The 24636-nt window shown below is 59.2% G+C and carries 18 protein-coding genes; 9 read left to right on the forward strand and 9 right to left on the reverse strand.

The window, feature by feature from the left end:
* Positions 1–53: 53 nt before the first annotated feature.
* The 3 genes from BKX98_RS00165 to BKX98_RS00175 form a co-directional block, all read right to left on the reverse strand.
* Positions 54–563 carry a low molecular weight protein-tyrosine-phosphatase gene (locus BKX98_RS00165; protein WP_038991730.1) on the reverse strand — a complete coding sequence of 170 codons (510 nt, stop codon included), beginning with the start codon at positions 561–563 and terminating at the stop codon, positions 54–56.
* Positions 564–703: 140 nt separating this feature from the next.
* Entirely contained in the window at positions 704–1327 is a 624-nt protein-coding gene (locus tag BKX98_RS00170; protein WP_066141102.1) for a LysE family transporter, read from the reverse strand.
* A 9-nt stretch (positions 1328–1336) separates the two neighbouring features.
* Positions 1337–1834: a MarR family winged helix-turn-helix transcriptional regulator gene (locus BKX98_RS00175; protein WP_038991728.1), complete on the reverse strand. Its 498-nt coding sequence runs from the start codon at positions 1832–1834 to the stop codon at positions 1337–1339.
* A 173-nt stretch (positions 1835–2007) separates the two neighbouring features.
* Here BKX98_RS00175 and BKX98_RS00180 point away from each other — a divergent pair, with 173 nt between their 5' ends.
* The 3 genes from BKX98_RS00180 to pulA all read left to right on the forward strand — a co-directional run bounded on the left by BKX98_RS00180 (position 2008) and on the right by pulA (position 12052).
* Positions 2008–4104, forward strand: a complete 2097-nt coding sequence (locus tag BKX98_RS00180; RefSeq protein ID WP_073706407.1) for an MMPL family transporter — start codon at positions 2008–2010, stop codon at positions 4102–4104.
* A 301-nt stretch (positions 4105–4405) separates the two neighbouring features.
* Positions 4406–5980 (forward strand): DEAD/DEAH box helicase, encoded by a 1575-nt coding sequence (locus BKX98_RS00185; protein WP_073705812.1) that lies wholly within the window; start codon positions 4406–4408, stop codon positions 5978–5980.
* Positions 5981–6277: 297 nt separating this feature from the next.
* Complete coding sequence (gene pulA, locus BKX98_RS00190; protein ID WP_083586562.1) at positions 6278–12052, forward strand: pullulanase-type alpha-1,6-glucosidase; 5775 nt, start codon at positions 6278–6280, stop codon at positions 12050–12052.
* A gap of 192 nt (positions 12053–12244) precedes the next feature.
* Here pulA and BKX98_RS16705 read toward each other — a convergent pair whose 3' ends face one another.
* Complete coding sequence (locus tag BKX98_RS16705; RefSeq protein WP_158024631.1) at positions 12245–12538, reverse strand: PLD nuclease N-terminal domain-containing protein; 294 nt, start codon at positions 12536–12538, stop codon at positions 12245–12247.
* A gap of 170 nt (positions 12539–12708) precedes the next feature.
* Here BKX98_RS16705 and dnaK point away from each other — a divergent pair, with 170 nt between their 5' ends.
* From dnaK to BKX98_RS00215, 4 genes are all read left to right on the forward strand, one after another.
* On the forward strand, positions 12709–14562 hold the full coding sequence (dnaK, locus tag BKX98_RS00200; RefSeq protein WP_066141090.1) for a molecular chaperone DnaK: 1854 nt from the start codon (positions 12709–12711) through the stop codon (positions 14560–14562).
* A 13-nt stretch (positions 14563–14575) separates the two neighbouring features.
* Positions 14576–15157 (forward strand): nucleotide exchange factor GrpE, encoded by a 582-nt coding sequence (locus BKX98_RS00205; protein WP_073705814.1) that lies wholly within the window; start codon positions 14576–14578, stop codon positions 15155–15157.
* Between the two features lie 85 nt (positions 15158–15242).
* A complete protein-coding gene (locus BKX98_RS00210) occupies positions 15243–16214 on the forward strand; it encodes a DnaJ C-terminal domain-containing protein (RefSeq protein ID WP_038991724.1) in 972 nt (323 codons plus the stop codon).
* Between the two features lie 113 nt (positions 16215–16327).
* Positions 16328–16756, forward strand: coding sequence for a heat shock protein transcriptional repressor HspR (locus BKX98_RS00215; RefSeq protein ID WP_038991723.1), 429 nt, complete (start codon positions 16328–16330; stop codon positions 16754–16756).
* Here BKX98_RS00215 and BKX98_RS00220 read toward each other — a convergent pair.
* Both BKX98_RS00220 and trmB read right to left on the reverse strand, forming a co-directional pair.
* A complete protein-coding gene (locus BKX98_RS00220; RefSeq protein ID WP_198934338.1) occupies positions 16753–17379 on the reverse strand; it encodes a GNAT family N-acetyltransferase in 627 nt (208 codons plus the stop codon). The two genes, BKX98_RS00215 and BKX98_RS00220, sit on opposite strands and share 4 nt — an antisense overlap.
* Positions 17380–17426: 47 nt before the next feature.
* Positions 17427–18284: a tRNA (guanosine(46)-N7)-methyltransferase TrmB gene (gene trmB, locus BKX98_RS00225; protein WP_073705815.1), complete on the reverse strand. Its 858-nt coding sequence runs from the start codon at positions 18282–18284 to the stop codon at positions 17427–17429.
* Positions 18285–18410: 126 nt separating this feature from the next.
* Between trmB and BKX98_RS00230 the strand changes: the two genes are divergently transcribed.
* Entirely contained in the window at positions 18411–18821 is a 411-nt protein-coding gene (locus tag BKX98_RS00230; RefSeq protein WP_038991721.1) for a YccF domain-containing protein, read from the forward strand.
* Positions 18822–18890: 69 nt separating this feature from the next.
* Here BKX98_RS00230 and BKX98_RS00235 read toward each other — a convergent pair whose 3' ends face one another.
* Positions 18891–20075 carry a TerC family protein gene (locus tag BKX98_RS00235; protein ID WP_038991720.1) on the reverse strand — a complete coding sequence of 395 codons (1185 nt, stop codon included), beginning with the start codon at positions 20073–20075 and terminating at the stop codon, positions 18891–18893.
* A 382-nt stretch (positions 20076–20457) separates the two neighbouring features.
* Positions 20458–20952, reverse strand: a complete 495-nt coding sequence (locus BKX98_RS00240; protein WP_073705816.1) for a DinB family protein — start codon at positions 20950–20952, stop codon at positions 20458–20460.
* Between the two features lie 170 nt (positions 20953–21122).
* Here BKX98_RS00240 and clpB point away from each other — a divergent pair, with 170 nt between their 5' ends.
* Positions 21123–23711 (forward strand): ATP-dependent chaperone ClpB, encoded by a 2589-nt coding sequence (gene clpB, locus BKX98_RS00245; protein WP_073705817.1) that lies wholly within the window; start codon positions 21123–21125, stop codon positions 23709–23711.
* Between the two features lie 72 nt (positions 23712–23783).
* Here the strand turns inward: clpB and BKX98_RS00250 are convergent, their stop codons facing one another.
* On the reverse strand, positions 23784–24455 hold the full coding sequence (locus tag BKX98_RS00250; protein ID WP_073705818.1) for a septum formation family protein: 672 nt from the start codon (positions 24453–24455) through the stop codon (positions 23784–23786).
* Between the last annotated feature and the right edge of the window lie 181 nt (positions 24456–24636).

Here is a 24636-nt window from a genome sequence, read left to right on the forward strand (position 1 = left end):
CAAAGGTGCTTTTGCCGGATCCGGAACGCCCGTCAATGGCAATAAGTGTTGGTCTAGCGGTTTCCACGAGAGGTGATATTACTCCGCACGTAATCTACAAGGGCAGGCAGGGAAGCAGAAATGAGTTTCCAGGTCTCGCGGAAATCTCCCGCGTCACCGTACCAAGGGTCGTAAATGCCCTGCTGGTCGTGCGGGGAGCTCGCGGTTCCCGGATCGAAGGAACGGAACATCCGCAGCTGCGGGCGTTCGCTCGGATCGATCTCGGCCAATTCGGGAACGAGATCCTCGAAGTGGTCGGTGTCCATTGCCAGGACAAGATCCATCTTGGCAATTTCGTCCGAGTCGATCTGGGCGGCAATGTGCTCAGCAGCATCAAGCCCATGGCTGCGCAGCGTACTGGCGGCCCGCTCATCGATGCGCTTGCCGACTTCGCCATCGGTGATGGCTCGCGAAATGACCTCCACCTGCGAGACCTCGGCGTCCTTGAGCGCATTCTTGAGCATGTACTCGGCCATGGGGGAACGGCAGATATTTCCCGTGCACACGATCATTATCCGGAACATGGCATCAGTCTATGGGCACAAGGCGATTCGATCGATAGCTACGCGCACGTTTCCCGGCAACAAAACGGCAACGATTCGGTGCGCAGGGCCATGAATGGGTTACGACTAGGGGTTCAAGACGGCTTTGGGGGAGAAAAAAATTAGTGGATCAGCAACAGCAGCGCGGCGACCAGGATGAATAGGATGCCGAAGAGGATGTTCAGCAGCTTGGCACCCCGGTAGGTGGCGGTGAAGCGCTGGAAGGTACGGGCGGTGCCGGCAAAGAAGAAGAACATCACCAGGATGTCCACCACGATGACCGTGCCGATGAAGATGGCGTATTGAGCCAGGAGCGGCTGGTCGGCGCGGATGAACTGCGGGGTGAAAGCCAGGAAGAAAACTATGGCCTTGGGGTTGAGCAGGTTGACCAGGATGCCGCGGTTGAGCATGGCCCAAGGGGTCAGCTTGTGCCCGCTGCTGGATCCGTCGGAGGCGACCTCGGGTTTGGACAGCAGCATCCGGATGCCCAGGTACACCAGATAGGCAGCTCCGGCGTAGCGGATGATGGCGAAGAGCAACGGCGAGCTGGCCACGAGCAGCCCGACTCCGGCTGCGACGATGACCACATGGATCAGCAGGGCGATCTGCTGCCCGAGCACGCCCCAGATGGAAGCGCCCCAGCCCTGCCTCAAGGAATTGCTCATGGTATTGATCGCACCGGCACCGGGGGTGAAGCTGATGACGATGCAGGCGCTGAGAAGGGAAAGCCAGAGTGAAAGGGTCACTGCTTAATGCTAGGTTGCCGGGATGCTGCGGGCTGATTCGTTGCGCGCTGTTACGGCTTCTTCGCGAGCACTGTCCACCCCGGCAACCGCTTCGGCCATGAAACGGGCTATGACCTGCAGCTGCTGTTCGTCGTAGTGGCTGATCACTTCGCGCATTTTGATGCCCAGCGGCATGAACATTTCCCTGCCCTTGCCTCGTGCTTTGGCGGTCATGGCAATGCGGATGACACGGCGGTCCGCATCCGAGCGCTGGCGCTCGATCATGCCCAGTTTTTCAAGGCGGTCGAGCATGGCGGTGGTAGCTGGGGAGCTCAGCTGCAGTTCGCGGCTCAGGTCGCGGGGAGAAGGCAGCTGGCCGCGTTGCTCGTGCTTCATGATGATCGACAGCGCATTCATGTCCGTGCGATGGGTTCCGTACAGTGCTCCGGTGGACTCAACGTACCGATCTGAGGCCTGGCCGAATTCCTGCAGGAGCATGACCAAGCGGTGCTGTTCTCTGGCGCTCATAAGCGCAATCCTAGTCTGAAAAACTCAATAGCCTAGGAAGTATTTCGATAATGGAAATACATCTTGTAGTATTGCGTTCGGGATCGCTGGTCGATCCACCGGCAGCAAATACGAGTGAGGACGGATCAGTGGCGCATCTAGCGAAAACCGGCCAGGCACCGGGCAAGAAGCGAATGAACAAGAAGAACGTCGGCATCAGGGCGGGAATCTATGCCCTGGTGATCGTCCTGTGGCTGGGTGTCGCCGGAATTGGCGGCCCGACCTTCGGCAAGCTTTCAGAGGTCCAGACCAATGACCAGACCTCATTCCTCCCGGCTACCGCGGAGGCAACCGAGGCCCTGGAATGGCAGAACAAATTCCGCTCCACCGATGCAATTCCAGCGGTCGTGCTACTCACCAGCGATGCCGGGGTCAGCCGGGAAAGCGCCGCGCTGGTGGGCGAAGCGCTCAACGGCTTCACGCATCTTGACGGCCAGATCACCGGCCCCTTCCTCTCCGAGGACGGCAAGGCCGCTGAATTCATTGTTCCGGTCTCCGACGAGGTGAAGGCCAACGAGGGAGTCGACGAACTGCGTTCGCTCCTGGCCGCCGAGAAGCCCGAGGGCGCCAGCGCCTATGTCACCGGCCCGGCCGGCTTCAGCGCCGACCTGGTCGAAGCCTTCGGGGGCATTGACGGAGTGCTGCTGGGCGTGGCGCTGGCCGCCGTGCTGGTGATCCTGCTGCTGGTCTACCGCTCGCTCCTGCTTCCGTTCACGGTGCTGCTGACCTCGGTGGTGGCGCTCTGCGCGGCAATCGTCGCGGTGTACTTCATGGCATCCGAAGGATGGATCCGCCTGGACGGCCAGGCCCAGGGCATCTTGTCGATCCTGGTCATCGGCGCGGCGACGGACTACTCCCTGCTCTTCGTGGCACGGCACAAGGAAGCCCTCGTTGCAGGTGAGGACAAATGGCGGGCTGTGGCATCCGCGTGGAAGGGTTCGGTGGAACCGATTGCCGCTTCGGGCGGCACCGTGACGGTGGGCCTGCTGTGCCTGCTGTTCTCGGATCTGAACTCGAACAAGGCGCTGGGCCCCATCGGCGCCTCGGGCATCATCTTCTCGATCATCGCCGCGCTGACTTTCCTGCCGGCAGTGCTCGGGTTGCTGGGCCGGGCCGCCTACTGGCCATTCCCGCCCAAGCCGGCGGCCGCGGATGCCCAGGGCCAGCAGAAAGAAGGCCTGTGGGGCCGCATTGCGCGTTTTGTCGCCAATCATCCGCGCCCGATCTGGATCATCACCGCGCTGGTGCTGGCCGTCGGAGCGCTGGGCATGACCCAGCTCAAGGCCCATGGCGTGCCGCAGAGCGAGCTGGTGGTGGGCGCTTCCGAAGCGCGAGATGGCCAGATCGCCCTGGGCGAGCACTTCCCTGGCGGATCGGGCTCCCCGGCCACGGTGATCATCGATGAAGCTGAAGCACAGACTGCCCTGGAAAAGGCCCTCGATGTCACCGGCGTGGATTCGGCCTACCTGCAGGCCGAAGACGGGGGACCGGCGATGGCCGCCCGAGGAGCCGAGCCGTACAGCGTCGAAGGCCGCAACCTGATATCGGTGACCCTGTCCGATGCGGCGGACTCGGATGCCGCCAAGCAGACCGTAGTCGAGCTGCGCGAGCAGATGCACGCGCTCGATGCCAACGCCCTGGTCGGCGGCACCACTGCGACCCAGCTCGATACCAACGAGACGGCGATTGCCGACCTGTTCAAGATCATTCCGATTACACTCCTGGCCATCTTGCTGATCCTGATGCTGCTGCTGCGCTCCATTCTGGCGCCGGTGCTGCTGATCCTGACCACTGTGCTTTCCTACGGCACCGCCATGGGCATCAGCGCGCTGGTCTTCAATAACGTCTTCGGGTACGTGGGCGCAGATCCGTCCGTGCCGCTGTTCGGCTTCGTCTTCCTCGTGGCGCTGGGCGTGGACTACAACATCTTCTTGATGACCCGTGTGCGCGAGGAATCCTTGAAACGCGGCACCCGCGAGGGCATGCGCGTGGGCTTGAAGGTCACCGGCGGCGTGATTACCTCCGCCGGCGCGGTGCTTGCCGCGACCTTTGCCGCATTAGGTGTTGTGCCGATCATGTTCCTGGGCCAGCTGGGCTTCATCGTGGCCTTCGGCGTGCTGCTCGATACCTTTGTGGTCCGCAGCCTGCTGGTTCCCGCGCTGGTTGAGGAAATTGGACCAAAGGTCTGGTGGCCCTCGAAATTGGCGAAGAGGAAGTTCGAATTGAACTAGCAAGAAGTTCGCAGAATCCGGGAGTGCAAGTGGTGAACATCTCCCGGCATAGCAGTGCAAATCGGGGCCGCTCACAGGCGTGCCCCGCTTGAGCACTGTAGTATGGATCTTTGTGCGTCACCGGAAAATTCTGTGGCGTATGCGTCGACAGTTTAGATTTCCCCTCCAGTAGATCGCCCGGACAACCTCCGCCGGTTCACTTTTGGTAGCAGGCCTTGGCCTTGCACGTTGCGGACTTCCTCCTGGCTCGGCGAAACCCAACGCCTGCATCAGGCGTGCGAATCAGAGAGAAAGTTTGAATATGTCCGTAACTTTTAGCGCCCTCGGTGTGCCCGAATACCTTGCCAAGGTCCTTGCCGACAGCGGAATCGAATCCGCCTTCCCGATCCAGGAAGCGACCCTGCCTTCGACTCTCGCCGGCGGCGACGTCCTGGGCCGCGGTCAGACCGGTTCCGGCAAGACCCTGGCTTTCTCGCTTCCACTGGTAGCGCGTTTGGCAGATCGCCCGCAGCGCCGCAAGGCTCGTTTCCCCCGTGCGCTGATCATGGCTCCAACCCGCGAACTGGCAACCCAGATCGCCAAGACCGTTGAGCCTTTGGCGAAGGCTGCCGGCCTGCGCACCACCGTGATCTACGGTGGCGTGGCCCAGAGCCGCCAGGAAAAGGCCATGAACGAGGGCGTTGACATCGTCATCGCCTGCCCAGGCCGCCTCGATGACTTGATCAAGCAGAAGATCGTCGACCTGTCCCAGCTGGAAATCTCAGTGCTGGACGAGGCCGACCACATGGCAGACATGGGCTTCTTGCCTGTAGTACGCCGCATCATGGACCGCATGCCAACCGGCATCCAGCACATGCTGTTCTCCGCCACCTTGGATAACGGCGTGGACAAGGTAGTCAAGCGCTACCTGAGCCACCCGACCATTCACTCGGTGGATGCTCCCGAGGCCGCTGTGAACACCATGGAGCACCACGTCTTCGTCATCGGCAACGATGATAAGAAGGACCTGATCCGCGTCCTGGCTCAGGGCACTGCCCGCCGCATCATGTTCATGCGCACCAAGCACCACGCCAAGAAGATGGCGCTGACCCTGTCCAAGGCTGGCGTTCCAGCAGTGGACCTGCACGGCAACCTGTCGCAGAATGCCCGTGACCGCAACCTTGCTGCTTTCGCTTCAGGCGAGGCGAAGGTGCTTGTCGCTACCGACGTTGCCGCTCGTGGCGTGCACGTTGATGGTGTGGAACTCGTGGTTCACATTGATCCACCTGCGGAGCACAAGGCTTACACCCACCGTTCGGGCCGTACCGCACGTGCCGGTTCGGATGGAACTGTAGTGACCATCTGCACCCCTGATCAGCAGGGCGACGTTTCGACTTTGTTGAAGCAGGCCGGGCTGAAGGTACCTTTCGAAAAGGTCAACCTGAACTCGCCAGTTGTGGCTAAGGTCGTCGGCGAAGTTGCTGAGCATGTTCCATACATTGCTCCAGTGCAGCAGAAGCGTAACCCAGCGAAGAAGAAGCCTGCTGGCGAAACTTTGAACGCACGCGGTGGGCGTGGCGGCGGACGAAATGCTCGTGGTGGGAAGCCTGCCGGTGAGGCACAGGGTCGCGGGGGAGACCGTCGCCGTTCAGATCGTTCCGGTGCATCGAACCAGTCGGAGCGTCCAGCACGTGAATCACGCGGTGCTAATGCTGAGCGTCCTTCACGTGGTGCCTACACCGAGCGTCCTTCACGTGGTGCCCGCGGTGCTAACGCGGACCGTCCAACAAACTCCTCGCGCTCAGCACGATCCGGTGGTCGCACTGCTGCAGGTGCCGCAGGTGGCCGCTCACGTGGACCACGCCGTGCATCAAGCCCTGCTACCGGCGGGCGCTAAGAACTAGTACCCAAAAGAAGCTCCAGACAGCCAAAAGCTGTCTGGGGCTTCTTTTTGGTGGTGGGGTTGCGAGCGGATCGGAAAATGAGAATCGGGACTTTTACACCAGATTGTGCAAGCGTTTCCTATGTAATAAGTTGGAAAATTACTGAAAATTTTGATGTTTTACCTGCATCCGAGTGTAAATGTTGGAAACGCTTGCACTTGATGGAATTCGCTCAGTAGTGTGGGCTGAATCACTGGCAAGCCACCTAGTGTGGCCTGCCGCTCGCACCTTCGAATTCAATGGAGCATTTCATGAACAGCCGAAACGCTGCTTCCTCCGTGCGCAGTCAGTCACTGCCACCAGGCCTTCATAAACGTAGTTGGCGTCGTTGGGTCACCGCCTTGGCCGCGACCCCGATGCTGGCGCTCGCACCCATGGCGCCACTGGCTAGTATTCCTGCCGCGGCAGATGAAACTTCTGTGACTCTGGCCGGTTCTTTTCAGTCGTTGTTGGGATGTTCCGCTGACTGGATGGCTGACTGTGAAGCTACCAGTCTGCAATCCACGGACCAGGAAGGGCAATACAGCCTGGAAGTGGAAGTTCCGGCGGGGAACTATGAATACAAAGTAGCGTTGAACAAAAGCTTTGACGCGTCTTATGGACTCGACGGGGGCGAAGAGAACATTCCCCTAGCACTGAGCGCGGATAGCCGATTGCGCTTCACCTTTGATACGGCTACGGGGCTGACGCAGGTTGTACCACTGGACCTTCGCGGAGAATATTCCGATACTGACGCCGATTTGGTCTCTGCGCCGGTCAGGCAAGCCGGCTCTGGTGAGCAGTTTTATTTCGTTATGACAGACCGCTTTGCCAATGGGTCAACGGCTAACGACACCGGCGGTTTGGAAGGCGATCGGCTAACCACCGGGTTTGATCCGACGAACAAAGGATTCTATGAAGGCGGTGACATCGCAGGCCTACGCTCCAAGCTTGACTACATTCAAGGCCTTGGCACCAGCGCCATCTGGCTCACACCCAGTTTTAAGAACATGCCGGTTCAGGGTAGTGGTGATGATGCCAGCGCCGGATACCACGGCTATTGGGTCACCGATTTCACTCAGATCGACCCACATCTAGGCACCAATGAAGAACTCTCCGAACTGATCGATGACGCCCACAAACGTGGCATCAAGGTGTATTTCGACATTATCGTGAACCACACCGCAGATCTCATCGATAATAAGGAAAAGAAGTATTCCTACGTTGAGCAATCTTCCGTTCCTTATAAGGATGCTCAGGGCCAAGCCTTTGACCCGGCGGACTACGCAGGCAGTGATACCTTCCCAGAGCTAGATGCTTCCAGTTCCTTCCCCTATACCCCGGTTGTTTCTGATCAAGTCAAGAAGGTTCCCGACTGGCTCAATGATCCAACGCTCTATCACAACCGCGGGGACTCAACATGGGAAGGCGAGTCGGTCACCTACGGCGATTTTCAAGGTCTTGATGACCTCATGACCGAAAATCCTAAGGTCGTCAACGGTTTCGCAGAGGTCTACAAAAACTGGGTGGACTTGGGAATTGATGGCTTCCGCATAGACACCGCAAAACATGTGAATTTCGAATTCTGGGAACAATGGACCAAACAAGTTCAGGACTATGCACGAGCCCAGGGTAAAGACGACTTCTTCATGTTTGGCGAAGTTTATGATGCCGATGCAAAAAAGCTATCGCCCTACGTGCGTAAGACGGAAATGAATTCCGTCCTTGATTTCACGTTCCAATCTGCGGCTGCCGGTTTCGCGGGAGGAAATTCAGCCAAAACGCTAAGCACGCTGTTCTCGGCGGATGACTACTACACCACGGCAAACACCTCAGCTGATGCCTTACCAACCTTCCTCGGTAATCACGATATGGGACGCATTGGGTACTTCCTGAACAACAGCAATCAGAAACTCAAACGTGTTGAACTGGCCCATGAACTGATGTTCCTGACCCGTGGCCAGCCGGTGGTTTACTACGGTGACGAACAAGGATTTGCCGGCACCGGTGGAGACAAGGATTCTCGCCAATCACTGTTCGCTTCTCAAGTCTCGGACTATCAGAACCAAGAATTGATTACTGGAGAAAAGCTCGGAAACCAAGATCGTTATGACAGTGATTCTCCGCTGTATCAGCACATCGCGGCCCTCTCTAAACTTCGCGGATCAAACAAAGCGCTGAAGGGAGGGGCGCAAGTAGAGCTATACGCCCAAGATTCCAAGGGAGTTTATGCTTTCTCGCGTGTGGACCGTGACGAGAAAACCGAATATTTGGTGGCCCTGAACAATTCGGAAGAATCCGCTGATATTGAGTTGTCGACTCTGACCTCCGACGCAAGTTACTCAGCGCTCTATGGCGCGGAAGGCAAACTCAGCAGTGCTGCGGACGCTAAACTCAACGTGACGGTGCCAGCGCTATCTGCGGTGGTTTATAAAGCTGACAAAGACGTAGACAGTGCTGCCTTCACACCTGAGATTGCCGCTCCAAAATCTGGGGCAGGGCTCAGCGGCGTATCACCCGTATCCGTGGATCTAGGCGAACAGGCGTGGGCTGAGACAAGCATGTCGTGGCGTGAAGTAGGCACCGAGAAGTGGCACCTACTGGGCGTGGCAGAAGGCCACACCCCACGAGTCTTCCACGACGTTTCATCGCTACCACAAGGCACCTTGGTGGAATATCGTGCGGTGAGTACCAATGCCGCAGGTGAACACAGCGCCGCTTCCACTTATGCTTCCGTGGGCAACGATGTATCCGGGTTCGCGAAGGAAAAACCGGTTGAATCGGACATCTCCATGGTCACCGTGCCAGGAAGCCATAACATCGAAATGGGTTGTGTCACGGACTGGGATCCGGCCTGCGAGGCCGCCAAACTTACTGAACAGCCTGGCGGGGTCTACTCTGGTGAATTCGAAGTCCCGGCAGGGGACTATGAATACAAGGTAGCCATCAACGGATCATGGGATCTGAACTACGGCGTTGGTGGCGTTGCCGGTGGTGACAACCTCAAATATTCTCACGAAGGCGGGTCCGTCAAGTTCTTCTTCGATCCACGCAATAACATCGTACAAAGTGATCAACAAGGTCCCATGATCACCTTGCCGGGAAGTTTTCAAGATGAGTTGGGCTGTGCTTCCGACTGGGATCCAACCTGTTTGGCAACTTTGATGGCTGACCCAGATGCTGACGGTACCTACGAATTCACTGCGGAGAAAATTCCGGCCGGCACCTACGAGTTTAAGGTGTCGCATAACTTCGGGTGGGAGGAAAATTATGGCGTTGACGGTGCTGCCGGAGGTGCTAACTACAGTCTCTCGGTGACCGAGGGGAAGCCGGTGAGCTTCAGCTATGACTCGAAGACTCACCTGCTGCAGATTGGTTCTGACACCCAAACAGTCGACGGCGTTGGTCAAATGAAAGCGCAGTGGATTTCTGCAGATACGATTGCTATTCCCCGTGATCTGGGTAGTGGCGAAAGCTATGCCCTCTACGCTGCCAAGGACGCCGGCTTGAAATTGGAGGGAAACGAGATCTCCGGTGCGAAGCCACTTGAGCTCAAAGAAGTTATTGGCGGGTTGAGTGCAGAGCAACGTAAGAAGTTCCCGCATCTTGCTGACTACCGTGCTTTGCGTATTGACCTTAAACGCGAGGACGTAGCCTCTGCATTGCGCTCACAAATGGCCTTGGCACGATTCGACGGTGAAGGAGATTCCAAGAAACTCACCGCCTTCACCGGAGTCCAGAGTGCTGGTGTTATCGATGATCTCTATGCCAAGGCGCTTGAAGATGTAGAACTCGGCGTGAGTTTCACCGGGAAACGCCCTACTTTCAGGCTCTGGGCACCCACGGCCCAAAACGCAACACTGCTGATTACTGACAAGAAGGAGAAGACCACACGATACGCTGCTAGCTATTCGGAGGACAGCGGTGTGTGGACGGTCAAGGGCAAGCCTCAGATGGCTGAGGCGAAGTACCGGTGGGAAGTCCAAGTCTTTGTCCCGGAAACCGGCAAGATTGAAACGAACATCGTGACGGATCCTTACTCGGTAGCACTCACGACTAATTCCACCCACTCGGTGGCTGTGAGCTTGGAGGATCCTCACCACCAGCCAAAACAGTGGCGTAAGGCCAAAGCCAAAAACGTCGAAAAGGACGTGGACCGCAGCATCTATGAACTGCAGATCCGTGACTTCTCGATTTCAGATGCTTCGGTGCCCGAGAACCTGCGGGGCCGCTACGGAGCGTTTGGAGCCAACGGAGCCGGAAGCAAGCAGCTCAAACAGCTCTCCGAGGCTGGCCTGACTACCGTTCACCTGCTGCCAAGTTTTGATATCGCCACCATTGAGGAGGAACAGTCTCAACGTGTTGAGACGGACTGTGATCTGAAGTCGCTGCCGGCAGCCTCGAGCAAACAACAAGAGTGCGTTACCGCTCATGGTGATGAGGACGGATTCAACTGGGGCTATGATCCCTTCCATTTCATGGCTCCGGAAGGTTCATACGCAACGAACCCTGAAGGCGCTAATCGGGTGGAAGAATTCCGCTCAATGGTCGGTTCTTTGCACAGCATGGGGCTAGAAGTAGTGCTTGATCAGGTGTTCAACCACACGGCAGCCTCAGGTCAAGCCGATCGCAGTGTGCTCGATAAGATCGTGCCCGGTTACTACCACCGGCTTGATGCTACTGGGAAAGTCGAAACTTCGACCTGCTGCCAGAACCTGGCCACGGAACATGCTGCGGCGCAGAAACTGATGGTTGATGCCCTGGTGGTGTGGGCCAAGGACTATAAGGTTGATGGATTCCGCTTTGACCTCATGGGCCACCACTCGCGAGAAACTATGGAAGCGGTACGCAGCGCATTAGATGAACTGAAACCGGGACGTGACGGAGTGGATGGCAAGTCCATTTACCTCTACGGTGAAGGATGGAACTTTGGGGAAGTGGCGGACAATGCTCGCTTCTATCAAGCGACTCAAGGGCAATTGAACGGTACCGGCATAGGGACCTTTAATGACCGACTGCGCGATGCCGTTCATGGTGGCAGTCCTGTTGATTCATCCTCAACATTCCGTCAGGGCTTTGGTACTGGCTTGGGCACGGATCCCAACGGCAATAAGGTCAATGGGAGCACCGAGGAAGCATTGAAAGACCTCGGCCACGAAACCGACCTGGTGAAGCTCGGCTTGGCTGGCAACCTGGAAGGGTTCGAGTTCCTCACTTCGGATGGCAGCGTGCACCGTGGTGATGAGTTGAATTACCGCGGAGCGAAAGCGGGCTATGCCTCGCAGCCGGGGGAAGTGATCAACTATGTTGACGCGCACGATAACGAAACGCTCTACGACCTCACTGTGCTCAAGTTGCCACGAGATACTTCCATGGAAGATCGAGTGCGAATGAATACCCTCTCGCAGGCAACCGTGATGTATTCACAAGCTGTTCCGTTCTGGCATGCCGGAACCGAGTTATTGCGTTCAAAGTCTTTGGACCGAAATTCCTATAACTCGGGGGACTGGTTTAACCGCATCGACTTCTCCGGCGTGGAGAACACTTTTGGCTCCGGGCTTCCACCCAAGGCGGACAACGGTGAGAAGTGGGATCTGATGGCTCCACTATTAGAAGACCCTGCGCTCAAGCCGGATGCAAAGGCCATGGCTGCTGCTGAAGGCGCTGCTCTGGACTTGCTGCGGACTCGTAAAGAGGTAGGTCTCTTGCGTTTGGGTTCAGCTGATCTCATCGAGCAAAAGGTGAGCTTCCCGCTGGGTGGGTCCGAAGCCGAACCAGGAATTATCGTGATGCGTATCGACGATACCGTGGGCAAGGATGCTGATCGTAAGCATGATGGGGCCTTGGTGCTCTTCAACGCCTCGCCGAAAGATAGCACGCAGACCCTTGAGGAATTAGTAGGTCACGATTTTTCGCTCGCTAAGGCGCTCTCGGGTGGAAGTGATGACCGGGTGAAGTCGGCTTCGTTCGACAGTGCCACCGGTGAGCTGACTATTCCGGCGCGCACGGCGGCAGTCCTAGTGGAATCTCAGGGGTCGGCTAAGTAGTAGATCGGAGCATTCCTACTGGATCATCTGTCGGGATTATCCGCAGGAACATTGTTGGCTGACGATCTGATCTAGCCAGTGTGGCAACCGAGGTTTTCATTGCCAAAGCGTCCACGCTGACTGCGAACAACCCGTTCTCGTTTTCGCGAGAGCGGGTTGTTTCATTGTGCCTGTAGATCAGTTTTGAGGGTCTTAGCGACGACCAAAAATGAAGTAGGAAAGGCTTCCCAGTACGTTGAGGCAACTGACCACGGCCCACAGGGGTTTTGGCCCTCTTATCAGCCGAGCAGGGCGTCGACGAAGATCGCGCAACGCTGCAAACATCAAAGTCAGTTCAATAATTCCAGCGGCGACTACAGCAATTTGAGTTCGGCGATCCAGCTCCCGGAAGGACCGTTTTTTCGGTAGGTTGTGGCGCCGGGAGCGCAGGGTGGATTGGCCTTGAGTGCCTTGCGTGTCCTGTGTCTGAAAATTATTTTTCGGCATGGGAATCATTCTTGCACTTTGTTCGTTGAACAAGACAGAACGCAAAGTTGAGTGTGATTGGCTCAAGTTAATTTGACAGTCGAAACGGGCTGAGTAAACTTGAGTGCAGAACGCTCAATGGGGTAAATCCTCAGCGTTAGTACTTTCAACCAAGGCAAAGGAGAGCCATTATGTCGCGTGCCGTAGGCATTGACCTGGGAACCACCAACTCGGTCGTATCCGTGCTCGAAGGTGGTGAGCCAACCGTTATCGCAAACGCGGAAGGCAACCGCACTACCCCGTCCATCGTTGCTTTCTCGAAGAGCGGCGAAGTCCTGGTTGGCGATATCGCCAAGCGCCAGGCAGTAAACAACATTGACCGCACCATCGCTTCGGTCAAGCGCCACATGGGTACCGACTGGTCCATCGACATCGATGACAAGAAGTACACCGCACAGGAAATCTCGGCTCGTACCCTGATGAAGCTGAAGAACGACGCTGAGTCGTACTTGGGCGAAAAGGTCACCGACGCTGTGATCACCGTTCCTGCATACTTCAACGACGCAGAGCGCCAGGCCACGAAGGAAGCCGGCGAGATTGCCGGCCTGAACGTCCTGCGCATCGTCAACGAGCCAACCGCTGCCGCACTGGCCTACGGCCTGGAAAAGGGCAACGAGGACGAGCTCATCCTGGTCTTCGACCTCGGTGGCGGCACCTTCGACGTGTCCCTGCTGGAAGTCGGCAAGGACGACGACGGCTTCTCCACCATCCAGGTCCGCGCAACCGCAGGCGACAACCGCCTGGGCGGCGACGACTGGGACCAGCGCGTTGTCGACTGGCTGCTGGCCCAGGCCAAGGCCAAGGGTGCAGACCTGTCCAAGGACAAGATCGCCCTGCAGCGCCTGAAGGAAGCTGCTGAGCAGGCCAAGAAGGAACTGTCCTCGGCTACCAGCACCAACATCTCGCTGCAGTACCTCTCGGTCACCCCAGAGGGCCCAGTGCACCTGGACGAGCACCTCTCGCGTGCCAAGTTCCAGGACCTGACCAAGGACCTGCTGGAGCGCACCCGCAAGCCATTCAATGACGTCATCGCAGAAGCAGGCATCAAGGTTTCGGACATCGCCCACGTGATCCTGGTTGGCGGTTCCACCCGTATGCCAGCAGTTGCCGAACTGGTCAAGGACCTGGCCGGCAAGGAAGCCAACAAGGGCGTGAACCCTGACGAGGTTGTCGCCGTGGGCGCAGCCCTGCAAGCCGGCGTGCTGAAGGGCGAGCGCAAGGACGTTCTGCTCATCGACGTCACCCCACTGTCCCTGGGCATCGAGACCAAGGGCGGCGTGATGACCAAGCTGATCGAGCGCAACACCGCCATCCCGACCAAGCGTTCGGAAACCTTCACCACCGCTGAAGACAACCAGCCTTCGGTTTCCATCCAGGTCTTCCAGGGCGAGCGCGAGTTCACCCGTGACAACAAGGCTCTGGGTACCTTCGAGCTGACCGGTATCGCACCGGCTCCTCGCGGCATCCCACAGGTCGAGGTCACCTTCGACATCGACGCCAACGGTATCGTGCACGTATCCGCTAAGGACAAGGGCACCGGCACCGAGCAGTCGATGACCATCACTGGTGGCTCCTCGCTGTCCAAGGAAGACATCGAGCGCATGGTTCAGGAAGCTGAAGCACACGCCGAAGAGGACAAGGCACGCCGCGAAGCTGCTGAGACCCGCAACGCTGCCGAGCAGGCAGCCTACTCGGTGGACAAGCTGATCAAGGACAACGAAGACAAGCTGCCAGAAGAGGTCAAGACTGAGGTTCAGGCCGACGTTGACGCACTGAAGGCTGCTCTTGAGAAGCAGGACAACGACGACGAGGTCAAGGACGCGTTCGAGAAGCTGCAGGCTTCGCAGACCAAGCTGGGCGAGGCAATCTACGCCAACGCCCAGGCTGAGGGAGCTGCTACTGGCGAAGGCGAGCAGGCACCTAACGCTGATGAAGACATCGTCGACGCCGAGGTCATCGACGAAGACGAAGCCGACAAGAAGTAGGGAGTTTAGGAATATGTCCGAGGCAAAGGACCAGAACGAGAACTCCGGCCAGGAGCCGGAGAACCAGCCCGAGGCCGCTGACCAGCAGCCAACTGCTGACGCCCTGGGTCAGGCCGAGGCGATCCTGAACGAAGCTGCTGCTGGCGCTGAAGCCGATGCGGAGCAGCCGGAAGATGCCGGTGCGGTGGAAACCGAACTGCGCAACGACCTGCTGCGCCTGCAGGCTGAATACGTCAACTACCGCAAGCGTGTGGAACGTGACCGGGCAGTGGCGCGTGAAAACGCCGTCCAGTCCGTGCTCAACACTCTGCTTCCGGTGCTTGACGACATCGATGCGGCACGAGCCCACGGCGACCTCGCCGACGGCCCGTTCGCGTCGATCGCCAACAAGCTGGATGGCATTCTGGCTCAGCATGGCCTGGAACGCATCAACGAGGCCGGCGTGGAATTCGACCCGAACATCCACGAAGCCCTGCTTCGCCAGGCTGTTCCGGAGATTCCAGCCGACCACGTGGGACAGGTGCTGCGCACCGGTTACCGCAAGGGAACCAACATCCTGCGCGCAGCCCAGGTGCTGGTAGCCACCGGCGAATAGCCACGAATAGCACAATCGATACTGCCCACTGCCGAGTCCTCGTCAGTGGGCAGTGTCGAATTGGCACTGAAAGGATGGGGCCCTGATGGCAAGTCAGGACTGGATCGAAAAAGACTTCTACGCCATTCTGGGCGTCTCCAAGGACGCCAGCGAGGCGGACATCAAGAAGGCGTACCGCAAGCTTGCACGCAAGTACCACCCGGATACCAACCAGGGGGACGCGGCCGCTGAAAAGAAATTCAAGGACATCTCCGAAGCCAACTCGGTGCTTTCGGATAAGGAAGAACGCGAGCAGTACGACGCGATCCGCGCCATGGGCGGCGGAGCGCGGTTCTCTGCGGGTGGCGGACCGGGTGGCCCAGGCGGGCAGGCCGGCTTCGAGGACATCTTCTCCAACCTCTTCGGAGGTGGCGGAGGCGGCGCTCGCGGTCGTGGCGGACAGCCGGACTTCTCCGACCTGTTCGGAGGCGGCGGCGGTTTTGGCGGCGGCTTCGGCCAAAGCGCACCGCCGCGCAAGGGTGCTGACCGCACGGCCAGCACCACGATCTCCTTCTCCGGATCGATCAAGGGAACCACCATTGGCCTGCGCGAACAGAACGGCGAGGTCATCGACGTGCGCATCCCGGCGGGAATCAAGGACGGGCAGTCGGTGCGCGTGCGTGGCAAGGGCCAGCCAGGAGCTGCCGGCAACGGCGACCTGCTGGTCAAGGTCAAGGTCAGCGAGCACCCGTTCTTCAAGCGCGAAGAGAACAACATCCGCATCCACGTGCCGGTGACCTTCGATGAAGCGGTGCTTGGAGCAAAGATCCACGTACCGACCCTGGACGGGGAATCCGTTGCGGTGAAGGTGCCTGCCGGATCCAACTCCGGACGCACCTTGCGCTTGAAGGGCCGCGGAGTGAAGACCTCCAAGGCCACCGGCGATCTGCTGATCGTCCTGGATGTCGCGATTCCGCAGAACCTCTCGGATGCAGCAAGGAAGGCCGTGGAGGACTTCGCTGCAGCCACGGAGGGCGAGGACCCGCGAGCGGACTTGGCAGCCCACGCCAAGCTCTGAACCCAATAACCTGTTTTCCCTGTCCTGGCATCGAACTGGCAGGGCGGGGAAGATAGACTCAAAGGCAAAAGGGCCAGTATCGTCGGCCCTTGCAGAAAGGTGGTAGAAGCAACGTGAACGGGGAGTACCTGCGACCTGTCTTCGTCATTTCCGTCGCCGCCCAGCTTGCAGACATGCATCCGCAGACGCTGCGCCAATACGACCGCATCGGCTTGGTTTCGCCCAGCCGGCAAAGCGGAAAGCAGCGCCGCTACTCGCAACGCGACGTCTCGCTGCTGCGCCAGGTGCAGTCATTGAGCAAGGAAGGCGTCTCGCTGGAAGGCATCAAGCGCATCCTGGATCTGCAAGATCAAGTCGCGTATCTGCAAACCGAAGTCAATGGGCTTCGCCAAGAACTGTCCGCCGTTCGCCAGGGCCAATCGCGCATCTTCGCCGCGGGCACCGCTGGAGGCGACATCGTTTCGCTGTCCCGGGGCATGCGTCCGGAACGACGTGAACCGACCGTGTCGCTCTTCCCTGTACGCCGCGCCATCGGCCGCTAGATCCGTCCGTGCCTCGCCAGGCGCGCTTCCAACTGGGTGCGCACGGCAGGCCACTCGTGCGGGAGGATCGAGAAGACTACGGTGTCTCGAAGCGTGCCGGTCTTCGGATCATATTTGTGATTGCGCAGCACGCCATCCTGTTTGGCGCCAAGCCGTGCAATTGCTGCGCGTGACGCAGTGTTGTGCCAGTGCGTGCAGAAAGCCACTGAATAGCAATCCAACTCCTCGAAAGCGCGGCGCAGCAGCATGAACTTGGCCGCCGGATTGATCCCGGTGCCTTGGGCGGGCACGGCCAAGAATGTCGAGCCGATTTCCACGCGATGGTTGGCCACGTCGATATTCAGGTAGCTCGTAGCCCCCACCGCTTGGCCGGTGGACAGGTCGATGATGGCGAACGGAGCCATCGCTCCAGTTTCCTGCAACGCCAGACGGCGCTCGATATCCGCCTGCATGGATTCGGCCGATGGGGTGGTGGCAAACCATGCTTCATCCAGCTGGCCGTTGGCGGCGAGCTGGATCAGCTCCGGGGCATGGTCCAATGACAGTTGTTCCAGCCTCACCCCGGCATATTCCATGCTCGGGGCTTGGGAGTAGAACTGGTTCTGAGCAGAAAAGGAGGCCATGAAATCCATCCTAGGGATTCCATGGCCTCCTTGATGCATTTCGGCCGCTAGCCGATGCGCGTGTACGCCAAATCGAAGACCAGGCGTCCAGCCTTCAGCGCCTTGCCCTCGAAGCTGGTGAGGATTCGTCGCTCGAAACGCGGTGCCCAGCCGCCCTGGACGTCAATGAAGTCAGGCTCGGGGTCAAAGCCTTCCATGCCATCGCGGCGCACCTTGGTCAAGTTGCTCTCCTCGCCGGAGAGGTTTCCGGGATGCTGGTTCTCGAAATCAGGGTGGGCTTCGAGGACCTCGCGCATCTGCTCCGCATAGTTCGACCAGTCGGTGGCCAAGCGCAGGGTGCCCCCTGGCTTGAGCACGCGGGAGACCTTGTCCAGGAATGAGGCCTTGATCAGGCGGCGCTTGTGGTGCCTCGGCTTGTGCCACGGATCGGAGAAGAAGATCCAGATCTCGTCCGCGCTGTTCTCATCAAGCATGACGTCCAGCACCTCAGGGGCATTGGCCTGCACGGCGCGGACGTTGGTGATGCCGAAGGATTCGACCTTCAGCATCAACTGGGCCAGGCCTGGACGGTAGACCTCAACGGCGAGGTAGTTGCGCTCGGGATCGTCCTTGGCGGCGTTGGCGATGCATTCGCCCAGGCCGGTGCCGATCTCCACGATCAGCGGTGCCGTGCGGTCGAAGGCCTCGGCGGGATCGAGCTGGAAGTCGTCAGCAACCGAGGTGTCGGCAATCTTGCGGGGCGGCTCGATGACATACTGCTCGGCATTGCGCTCCCAGGCGCTGGCCCGGCGGCCCTGCAGGCGGTTGCCGCGACGCACGAAGGACACCGGCTCGGCACGGAAAAGGTCTGGGTTCCTGGGGGCAGAGCCATGGGGTGGACGCTGCTGCTCGCTCGATTCGCTCATGATGATTAATCCTAGCCGAGCAACCTGCATCGATGCGTGCCGAACGGTGGGGGATTGGACACCCCTAGGGGGAATTCGGGGTGATCCCCGATGGAGCATGAGAGGTAAAAGAAGGAGAATGTAGCCATGACTGATTTAGTGCGCGGTATTCTCAACATTATCTGGCTGCTGTTCGGCGGCCTGTGGCTGGCCCTGGGTTACGTGCTGGCAGGCATCATCTGCTGCGTGCTGATCGTGACCATTCCCTTCGGCATCGCCTCGTTCCGCATTGCCGGCTATGCGCTGTGGCCCTTCGGCCGCACCGTAGTCGACAACGGACCGGTCGGCGCGTTCTCCACCCTGGGCAACATCATCTGGATCATTTTTGCCGGCATCTGGATTGCCATCGGGCACGTGGTGACCGCGATCCCGATGTTCGTATCGATTATCGGCATCCCGCTGGGCATCGCCAACCTGAAGATGATCCCGGTGTCCCTGATGCCCTTGGGCAAGGTCATCGTGCCTTCGGACAATTACATCGGCAACGTTCGCCGCTAGGCAGCACCAAGACGGCAATGGCTGCCAACTCCAATGAGTTGGCAGCCATTGCTCTAAGCCTGAATCGGATCAGCTCTTCAGGTACTCATCGTGCTGGCGGTGCGCCTCGGCGACCTCGACGCGGATCTTGTCCACGTCCTTGGCCTTGTCGCGGTATTTCTTCTCCATGGTCTTCACATACGCTTCTTCTTCCACCAGGGCGCGGTAGATGCGTTCGCGTTCGTTTGGATCCGAGGTGTAGCTCAGGTCGTTGTAGCTGCTCGCATGGCGGCGCAGGTTGCCAATGGCGGTTTGTGCCTTGCCAGCCTTGCTGAACAGCGAAGCGAGAATGGTCAGCACGAGGACGCCGATGATCACGCTCAGCGACAGCCCGGTGCTGATTTCGATGACCATCACGTGCTCGCCGTCATTGATGAATGGCAGGTTGTTCTCGTGCAGCGCGTGCAGGATCAGCTTCACGCCGATGAACGCCAGGATCGCTGCCAAGCCATAGGACAGGTAGATCAAGCGGTCCAGCAATCCATCAAGCAGGAAGTAGAGCTGGCGCAGGCCCATGAGCGAGAACGCGGTAGCGGTGAACACGATGTAGACGTTCTGGGTGAGTCCGAAGATCGCTGGGATGGAATCCAGGGCGAAGAGGATGTCGGTTCCGCCGATGGCCACCATGACCAGCAGCATCGGGGTCAGGACCTTCTTGCCGTCAATCATGGTGAACAGCTTGTCGCCGTCGTACTTGTCGGTGGTGTGGAACAGCTTCTTGGCCAAGCGGATGATGAAGTTGTTGGCCTCGTCGGATTCGTCGTCCTTCTTCAGCAGGTTGCCTGCGGTGAGCAGCAGGATCAGGCCGAACAGGTAGAAGACCCAGGCGAACTGGTTGATCAGCGCCGCGCCGACAAAGATGAACGCGGTGCGGGCGATCAGCGAGAAGACGATGCCGAAGAGCAGTACTTTCTGCTGGTCTTCGCGGGGGACCCTGAAACTGGCGATGATGATCAGGAAGACGAACAGGTTGTCGACGGACAAGGCCTTTTCGGTGATGTAGCCGGCGAAGTATTCGGCGCCCATGTCGATGCCGCCGAAGATGAGCACCAGCACACCGAATATGAGGGCCAAGCCGACATAGATACTGGACCAGATCGCTGCTTCACGCAGGGATGGAACGTGGGCCTTGCGGATGTGGAAGAAATAATCGAAGGCCAGTAGGGCGAGAATCACGACAATCGTGATGCCCCAAATCAAAGGGGAAGCTCCCATAGGGATTCCTGCTTTCGTAAGTTGCGCGCGGACGCGTCCGAGTAAGTCTCTTCACCGACACTGTGGTTGGCCGTAAAACCCGGCAGGACCATGAAGTCCTGCGTATTGACGGATTCAACGATTGTGAATACTCCCTTACGTCCTTTAATCCTAACCCGAAGCGGTGCTCCTGGAAGAATTCTGGTTTACGGATGTCATGTTGATCTGTAATGTACTTCGACTTTGCCCAGTTGGGTAGGCGTCATATGCAATTCGAAGGATGCGGTGGACGAAGTGCTCGAGTGAATTCTTCGGCCCAGGTCTCGGGTCGCCTTGGAAATCCTCGCAGGACTCGGAGCGCTGGCAACAGCATGCGCGGTACCTGCCGATGATGCGTGGCCGGCTAATTCCGTGCGGACAGGATTTGCTCACGCAGGATATCGGCGTGCCCGCAATGCTGCGCCAATTCGCGCAGCATGTGCAGCTGGATCCAGCGCAGCGGCAACGACCCGCGCCGATTGCCGGAGAAAACGTGATCCCCGGTCTTGCCCTTGACTACTTCACGTGACAGTTCGATGGCCTGGGCATAGTCACGCCGAATGGATTCGATGGTGTCGGACGCGGACAAGTCGAAGGACTTGCTGGGCGACGACGCAATGCCCAGTTCGGCCCGGCTCTTGCCGGTGGCTGCTTCGCCAAACCAGACACGTTCGACGAAGATCGCATGTTTCACCAGCCCGAGCAACGTGGTCTTGGATTCAACCAGCTTCAACCGCGCTTCGTCTTCGTCCAGCTCGTCGAGGCTGGAAAGCAGCATCTGCCGGTGCTGATCGATGAATACCTGGACCATCTCATCGTGGGGCAGGGAAAAAATATCTTGGGAATCCGGGTTGGCCATACCTCATCCTAAGACTGCAAATCGCGCTCCACAAGGGGTTTTGCCGCCGAGGCAAAGGGAAGAAAAAATATCTCGAGAATCTTGCTCTAGCTGGAATACTAGGACTAGGAGTAGAGTTGAGTTAAGTACACTCAAGTTTATGGGTTCACTCCAATAGAGAAAGGATGCGCGTGGACACGAAACTCACCACTAAGAGCCAAGAAGCTCTCTCAGCTTCCGGGATGAACGCTTCAACCGCAGGCAATCCGCAGATTGAACCTGCGCACCTGCTGAAGGCATTGCTGGACCAGCGCGAGTCCGTCGCAGTCGCCTTGCTGAAGACTGCCGGGTTGGATGTCGACGCGCTATCCGTCAAGGCGAGCGCTGTCATCAACGCGTTGCCCTCCAGCTCCGGAACTTCGGTTGCCCAAGCTCAGTACTCCCGGCAGCTGCTGCAGGTCGTGAGCAACGCCCAGGCGGCCGCCGCGGAAATGGGGGACACCTACGTCTCCACCGAGCACCTGCTCATCGCCCTGGCATCAGACCAGACCAAGGCGGGTGAAGCCCTGCGCGAATTCGGCGCCACCCGCGAACTGCTGGTGGGCACCTTGCCGACCATCCGCGGCGACCGCAAGGTCGATAACCCGGATCCCGAGGCCACCTTCCAGTCCCTGGAGAAGTTCGGCACCGACATGACCGCCCTGGCGCGCTCGGGCAAGCTGGATCCCGTCATCGGCCGCGACCGCGAGATCCGCCGCGTGGTGCAGGTGCTCTCCCGCCGCACCAAGAACAATCCAGTGCTGATCGGTGAACCCGGCGTGGGCAAGACCGCTGTGGTCGAGGGCCTGGCCCAGCGCATGATCGCTGGCGACGTCCCGGAGTCGCTGCGCGGCAAGACCTTGATCTCCTTGGATCTGGGTGCCATGGTCGCCGGTGCCAAGTACCGCGGCGAATTCGAAGAGCGGCTGAAGTCGGTGTTGGAAGAGATCAAGGCTTCGGATGGCCAGATTGTCACCTTCATTGACGAGATCCACACCGTGGTCGGTGCTGGCGCCTCCGAGGGTGCGATGGACGCCGGCAATATGCTCAAGCCGATGCTAGCCCGTGGCGAGCTGCGCCTGATCGGTGCCACCACGCTGGACGAGTACCGCGAGAACATCGAGAAGGACCCGGCCCTGGAACGCCGCTTCGCCCAGGTATACGTGGGCGAGCCGAGCGTGGACGACACCATCGCCATCCTGCGTGGGTTGAAGGAGCGCTACGAGGCGCACCACAAGGTCTCCATTGCCGACTCCGCACTGGTGGCTGCTTCCACGCTGTCCAACCGCTACATCTCCGGACGCCAGCTGCCGGACAAGGCCATCGACCTGGTCGATGAGGCCGCCAGCCGGTTGCGCATGGAGATCGATTCGGCGCCGGAGGAGATCGACGAGCTGCGCCGCGAGGTGGACCGATTGACCATGGAAGAACTGGCTCTGTCCGATGAGACGGATCCGGCTTCGGTGGAACGCCTGGATGCCCTGCGCAAGGACATGGCTGACAAGAAGGAAAAGCTGGATGCGCTGAATTCCCAGTGGGAAGCGGAGAAGGCTGGCCTGAATCGCGTCGGCGATCTGAAGGTCAAGCTCGATGAACTGCGCAGCCAGGCCGACAAGGCCCAGCGCGAGGGTGACCTGGAGAAGGCATCGCGCCTGCTCTACGGGGAGATTCCGACGCTGCAGCAGGAGCTGGATGCGGCGGCCGCCGCCGAAGCCGACAAGGCCGAGACGCACACCATGGTCGCCGAGGAAGTCACCGCGGATGACATTGCGGAAGTCATTTCGGCCTGGACTGGCATCCCGGCTGGTCGCATGCTGCAGGGCGAAAGCCAGAGGCTGCTGGAGATGGAAGAGATCATCGGGCAGCGCCTGATGGGCCAGAAGCAGGCGGTCGCCGCGGTCTCCGACGCCGTGCGCCGTACCCGTGCCGGCATTGCCGACCCGAACCGGCCCACCGGTTCCTTCCTGTTCCTCGGTCCAACCGGTGTCGGCAAAACCGAGCTGGCCAAGTCGCTGGCCGACTTCCTCTTCGATGACCCGCGCGCGATGGTGCGCATCGACATGTCCGAATACTCGGAGAAGCACGCGGTGTCCCGCCTGGTCGGTGCCCCTCCGGGCTACGTGGGATACGAAGAGGGAGGGCAGCTCACCGAAGCTGTACGCCGCCGCCCGTACTCGGTGATCCTGCTGGACGAAGTGGAGAAGGCGCACCCCGAAGTCTTCGACATCCTGCTGCAGGTACTCGATGACGGCAGGCTGACCGATGGCCAAGGGCGAACGGTGGACTTCAGGAACACCATCCTGATCCTCACCTCCAATCTGGGTTCCCAGTTCCTGGTGGATCCAAGCTTGGAAGACGAGGCCAAGAAGTCAGCGGTGATGAACGTGGTCAACGCTTCGTTCAAGCCGGAATTCTTGAACCGCCTGGATGAGGTCATCCTCTTCGATCCATTGAGCATCGAGGAGCTGGGCAGCATCGTCAAGCTGCAGATCGAATTGCTCGCGCAACGCCTGGCCGATCGCCGCCTGAACCTGGAGGTGGACCAGGCCGCCAGCGAGTGGCTGGCCCTGACCGGTTATGATCCGGCCTACGGCGCCCGTCCGCTGCGCCGCTTGGTGCAGCGCGAGATCGGCGACCGGCTGGCCAAGGAGATCTTGGCTGGGGCGGTGCAGGATGGCGACACCGTGGCTGTCACCCTGGACGAGGTCGGCGACAAGCTCAAGGTGGCCAAGAAGTCCTAGCAACTGGCAACGGCGAGGGTGTGAACAGATGGAAATCCGTTCACACCCTCGCCGTTGCTGTACTCAAGCTGCCTAGCTGTCGGTGGTCTCCCGGCCGTTGGACTTTTCGTCGGCCGGCTTTTCGTCCTCGGACTTCTTCTCTTCGGAGCTATCGGCATCTTCATCGTCGGCGCCCTCGGGCAGCAACGAGCTGCGGACGGTGCCCTCCGAAAGACTCAGGAAGCAGGAAACGGTGCGGTCGCCCTGGGCCCAGGTGCTCTCCGATGGGCGGGAGAAGTGATAGGTCCAGGTGGAATCCAACCCTGCACGCGGGTCCAGCGAGACCGACTTGCACAGGTCTTCGGACTGGGTGAGCAGCACGTTGGCACCGGGGTACTCCTCGCCGTTGACCTGGAAGATGCCGATTACTTGCGCGTTGTGGGAGGAATCACAGGTCACGACGGTCTGCGGATCCAATGGCGACGTGAATCCCCGCAGGCAATCGCCTTGCTCCAGCTGCGTAGGCGGCATCCCGGTGGCAATGATGCCGTCGAGGCCTGGATTCTCATTGCGTTCCACATTGTTCGCAGTTGGCGAAGCGGGCGGATCCACGAGCCTCAACACCACGAAAACCACTGCAGCGGCCAGCGCCAGAACAGCGACAATCATCAGGGCCCATTGGGCACTCTGCCGCTTCGGCTTCTCCGGTTCTGGCTGCAATGGCGGCAAAGCCGCCTGCGGCTCGGGCAGATTGTTTTCCACCACCTGTTGAGCTCCTTCGTGGTTGGGTCGGGCGATCGCTCGCCGGCTCAATACATAGTCGTTGGACTAATCCACAGTCTAGCTGTTTCGTTGGGTGTTGCATTCAGCGCTCGCCGGTGAATCGTGTTAACCTTTAATTACGAAAGAACTGATCACATATTCGGGGGCCTTCACCTTTCACAGG

It is taken from the genome of Glutamicibacter sp. 0426 (genome assembly GCF_001906485.1).
GTDB lineage: Bacteria > Actinomycetota > Actinomycetes > Actinomycetales > Micrococcaceae > Glutamicibacter > Glutamicibacter nicotianae.

Excerpts from the sequence above, each read along its gene's own strand:
- BKX98_RS00210 (WP_038991724.1), top strand. The coding sequence starts at position 15,243 with ATGGCAAGTCAGGACTGGATCGAAAAAGACTTCTACGCCATTCTGGGC.
- BKX98_RS00230 (WP_038991721.1), top strand. The coding sequence starts at position 18,411 with ATGACTGATTTAGTGCGCGGTATTCTCAACATTATCTGGCTGCTGTTC.
- BKX98_RS00235 (WP_038991720.1), bottom strand. The coding sequence starts at position 20,075 with ATGGGAGCTTCCCCTTTGATTTGGGGCATCACGATTGTCGTGATTCTC.
- BKX98_RS00180 (WP_073706407.1), top strand. The coding sequence starts at position 2,008 with ATGAACAAGAAGAACGTCGGCATCAGGGCGGGAATCTATGCCCTGGTG.
- BKX98_RS00185 (WP_073705812.1), top strand. The coding sequence starts at position 4,406 with ATGTCCGTAACTTTTAGCGCCCTCGGTGTGCCCGAATACCTTGCCAAG.
- BKX98_RS00240 (WP_073705816.1), bottom strand. The coding sequence starts at position 20,952 with ATGGCCAACCCGGATTCCCAAGATATTTTTTCCCTGCCCCACGATGAG.
- dnaK (WP_066141090.1), top strand. The coding sequence starts at position 12,709 with ATGTCGCGTGCCGTAGGCATTGACCTGGGAACCACCAACTCGGTCGTA.
- BKX98_RS00205 (WP_073705814.1), top strand. The coding sequence starts at position 14,576 with ATGTCCGAGGCAAAGGACCAGAACGAGAACTCCGGCCAGGAGCCGGAG.
- BKX98_RS16705 (WP_158024631.1), bottom strand. The coding sequence starts at position 12,538 with ATGCCGAAAAATAATTTTCAGACACAGGACACGCAAGGCACTCAAGGC.
- trmB (WP_073705815.1), bottom strand. The coding sequence starts at position 18,284 with ATGAGCGAATCGAGCGAGCAGCAGCGTCCACCCCATGGCTCTGCCCCC.
- BKX98_RS00220 (WP_198934338.1), bottom strand. The coding sequence starts at position 17,379 with ATGGCCTCCTTTTCTGCTCAGAACCAGTTCTACTCCCAAGCCCCGAGC.
- BKX98_RS00175 (WP_038991728.1), bottom strand. The coding sequence starts at position 1,834 with ATGAGCGCCAGAGAACAGCACCGCTTGGTCATGCTCCTGCAGGAATTC.
- BKX98_RS00165 (WP_038991730.1), bottom strand. The coding sequence starts at position 563 with ATGTTCCGGATAATGATCGTGTGCACGGGAAATATCTGCCGTTCCCCC.
- pulA (WP_083586562.1), top strand. The coding sequence starts at position 6,278 with ATGAACAGCCGAAACGCTGCTTCCTCCGTGCGCAGTCAGTCACTGCCA.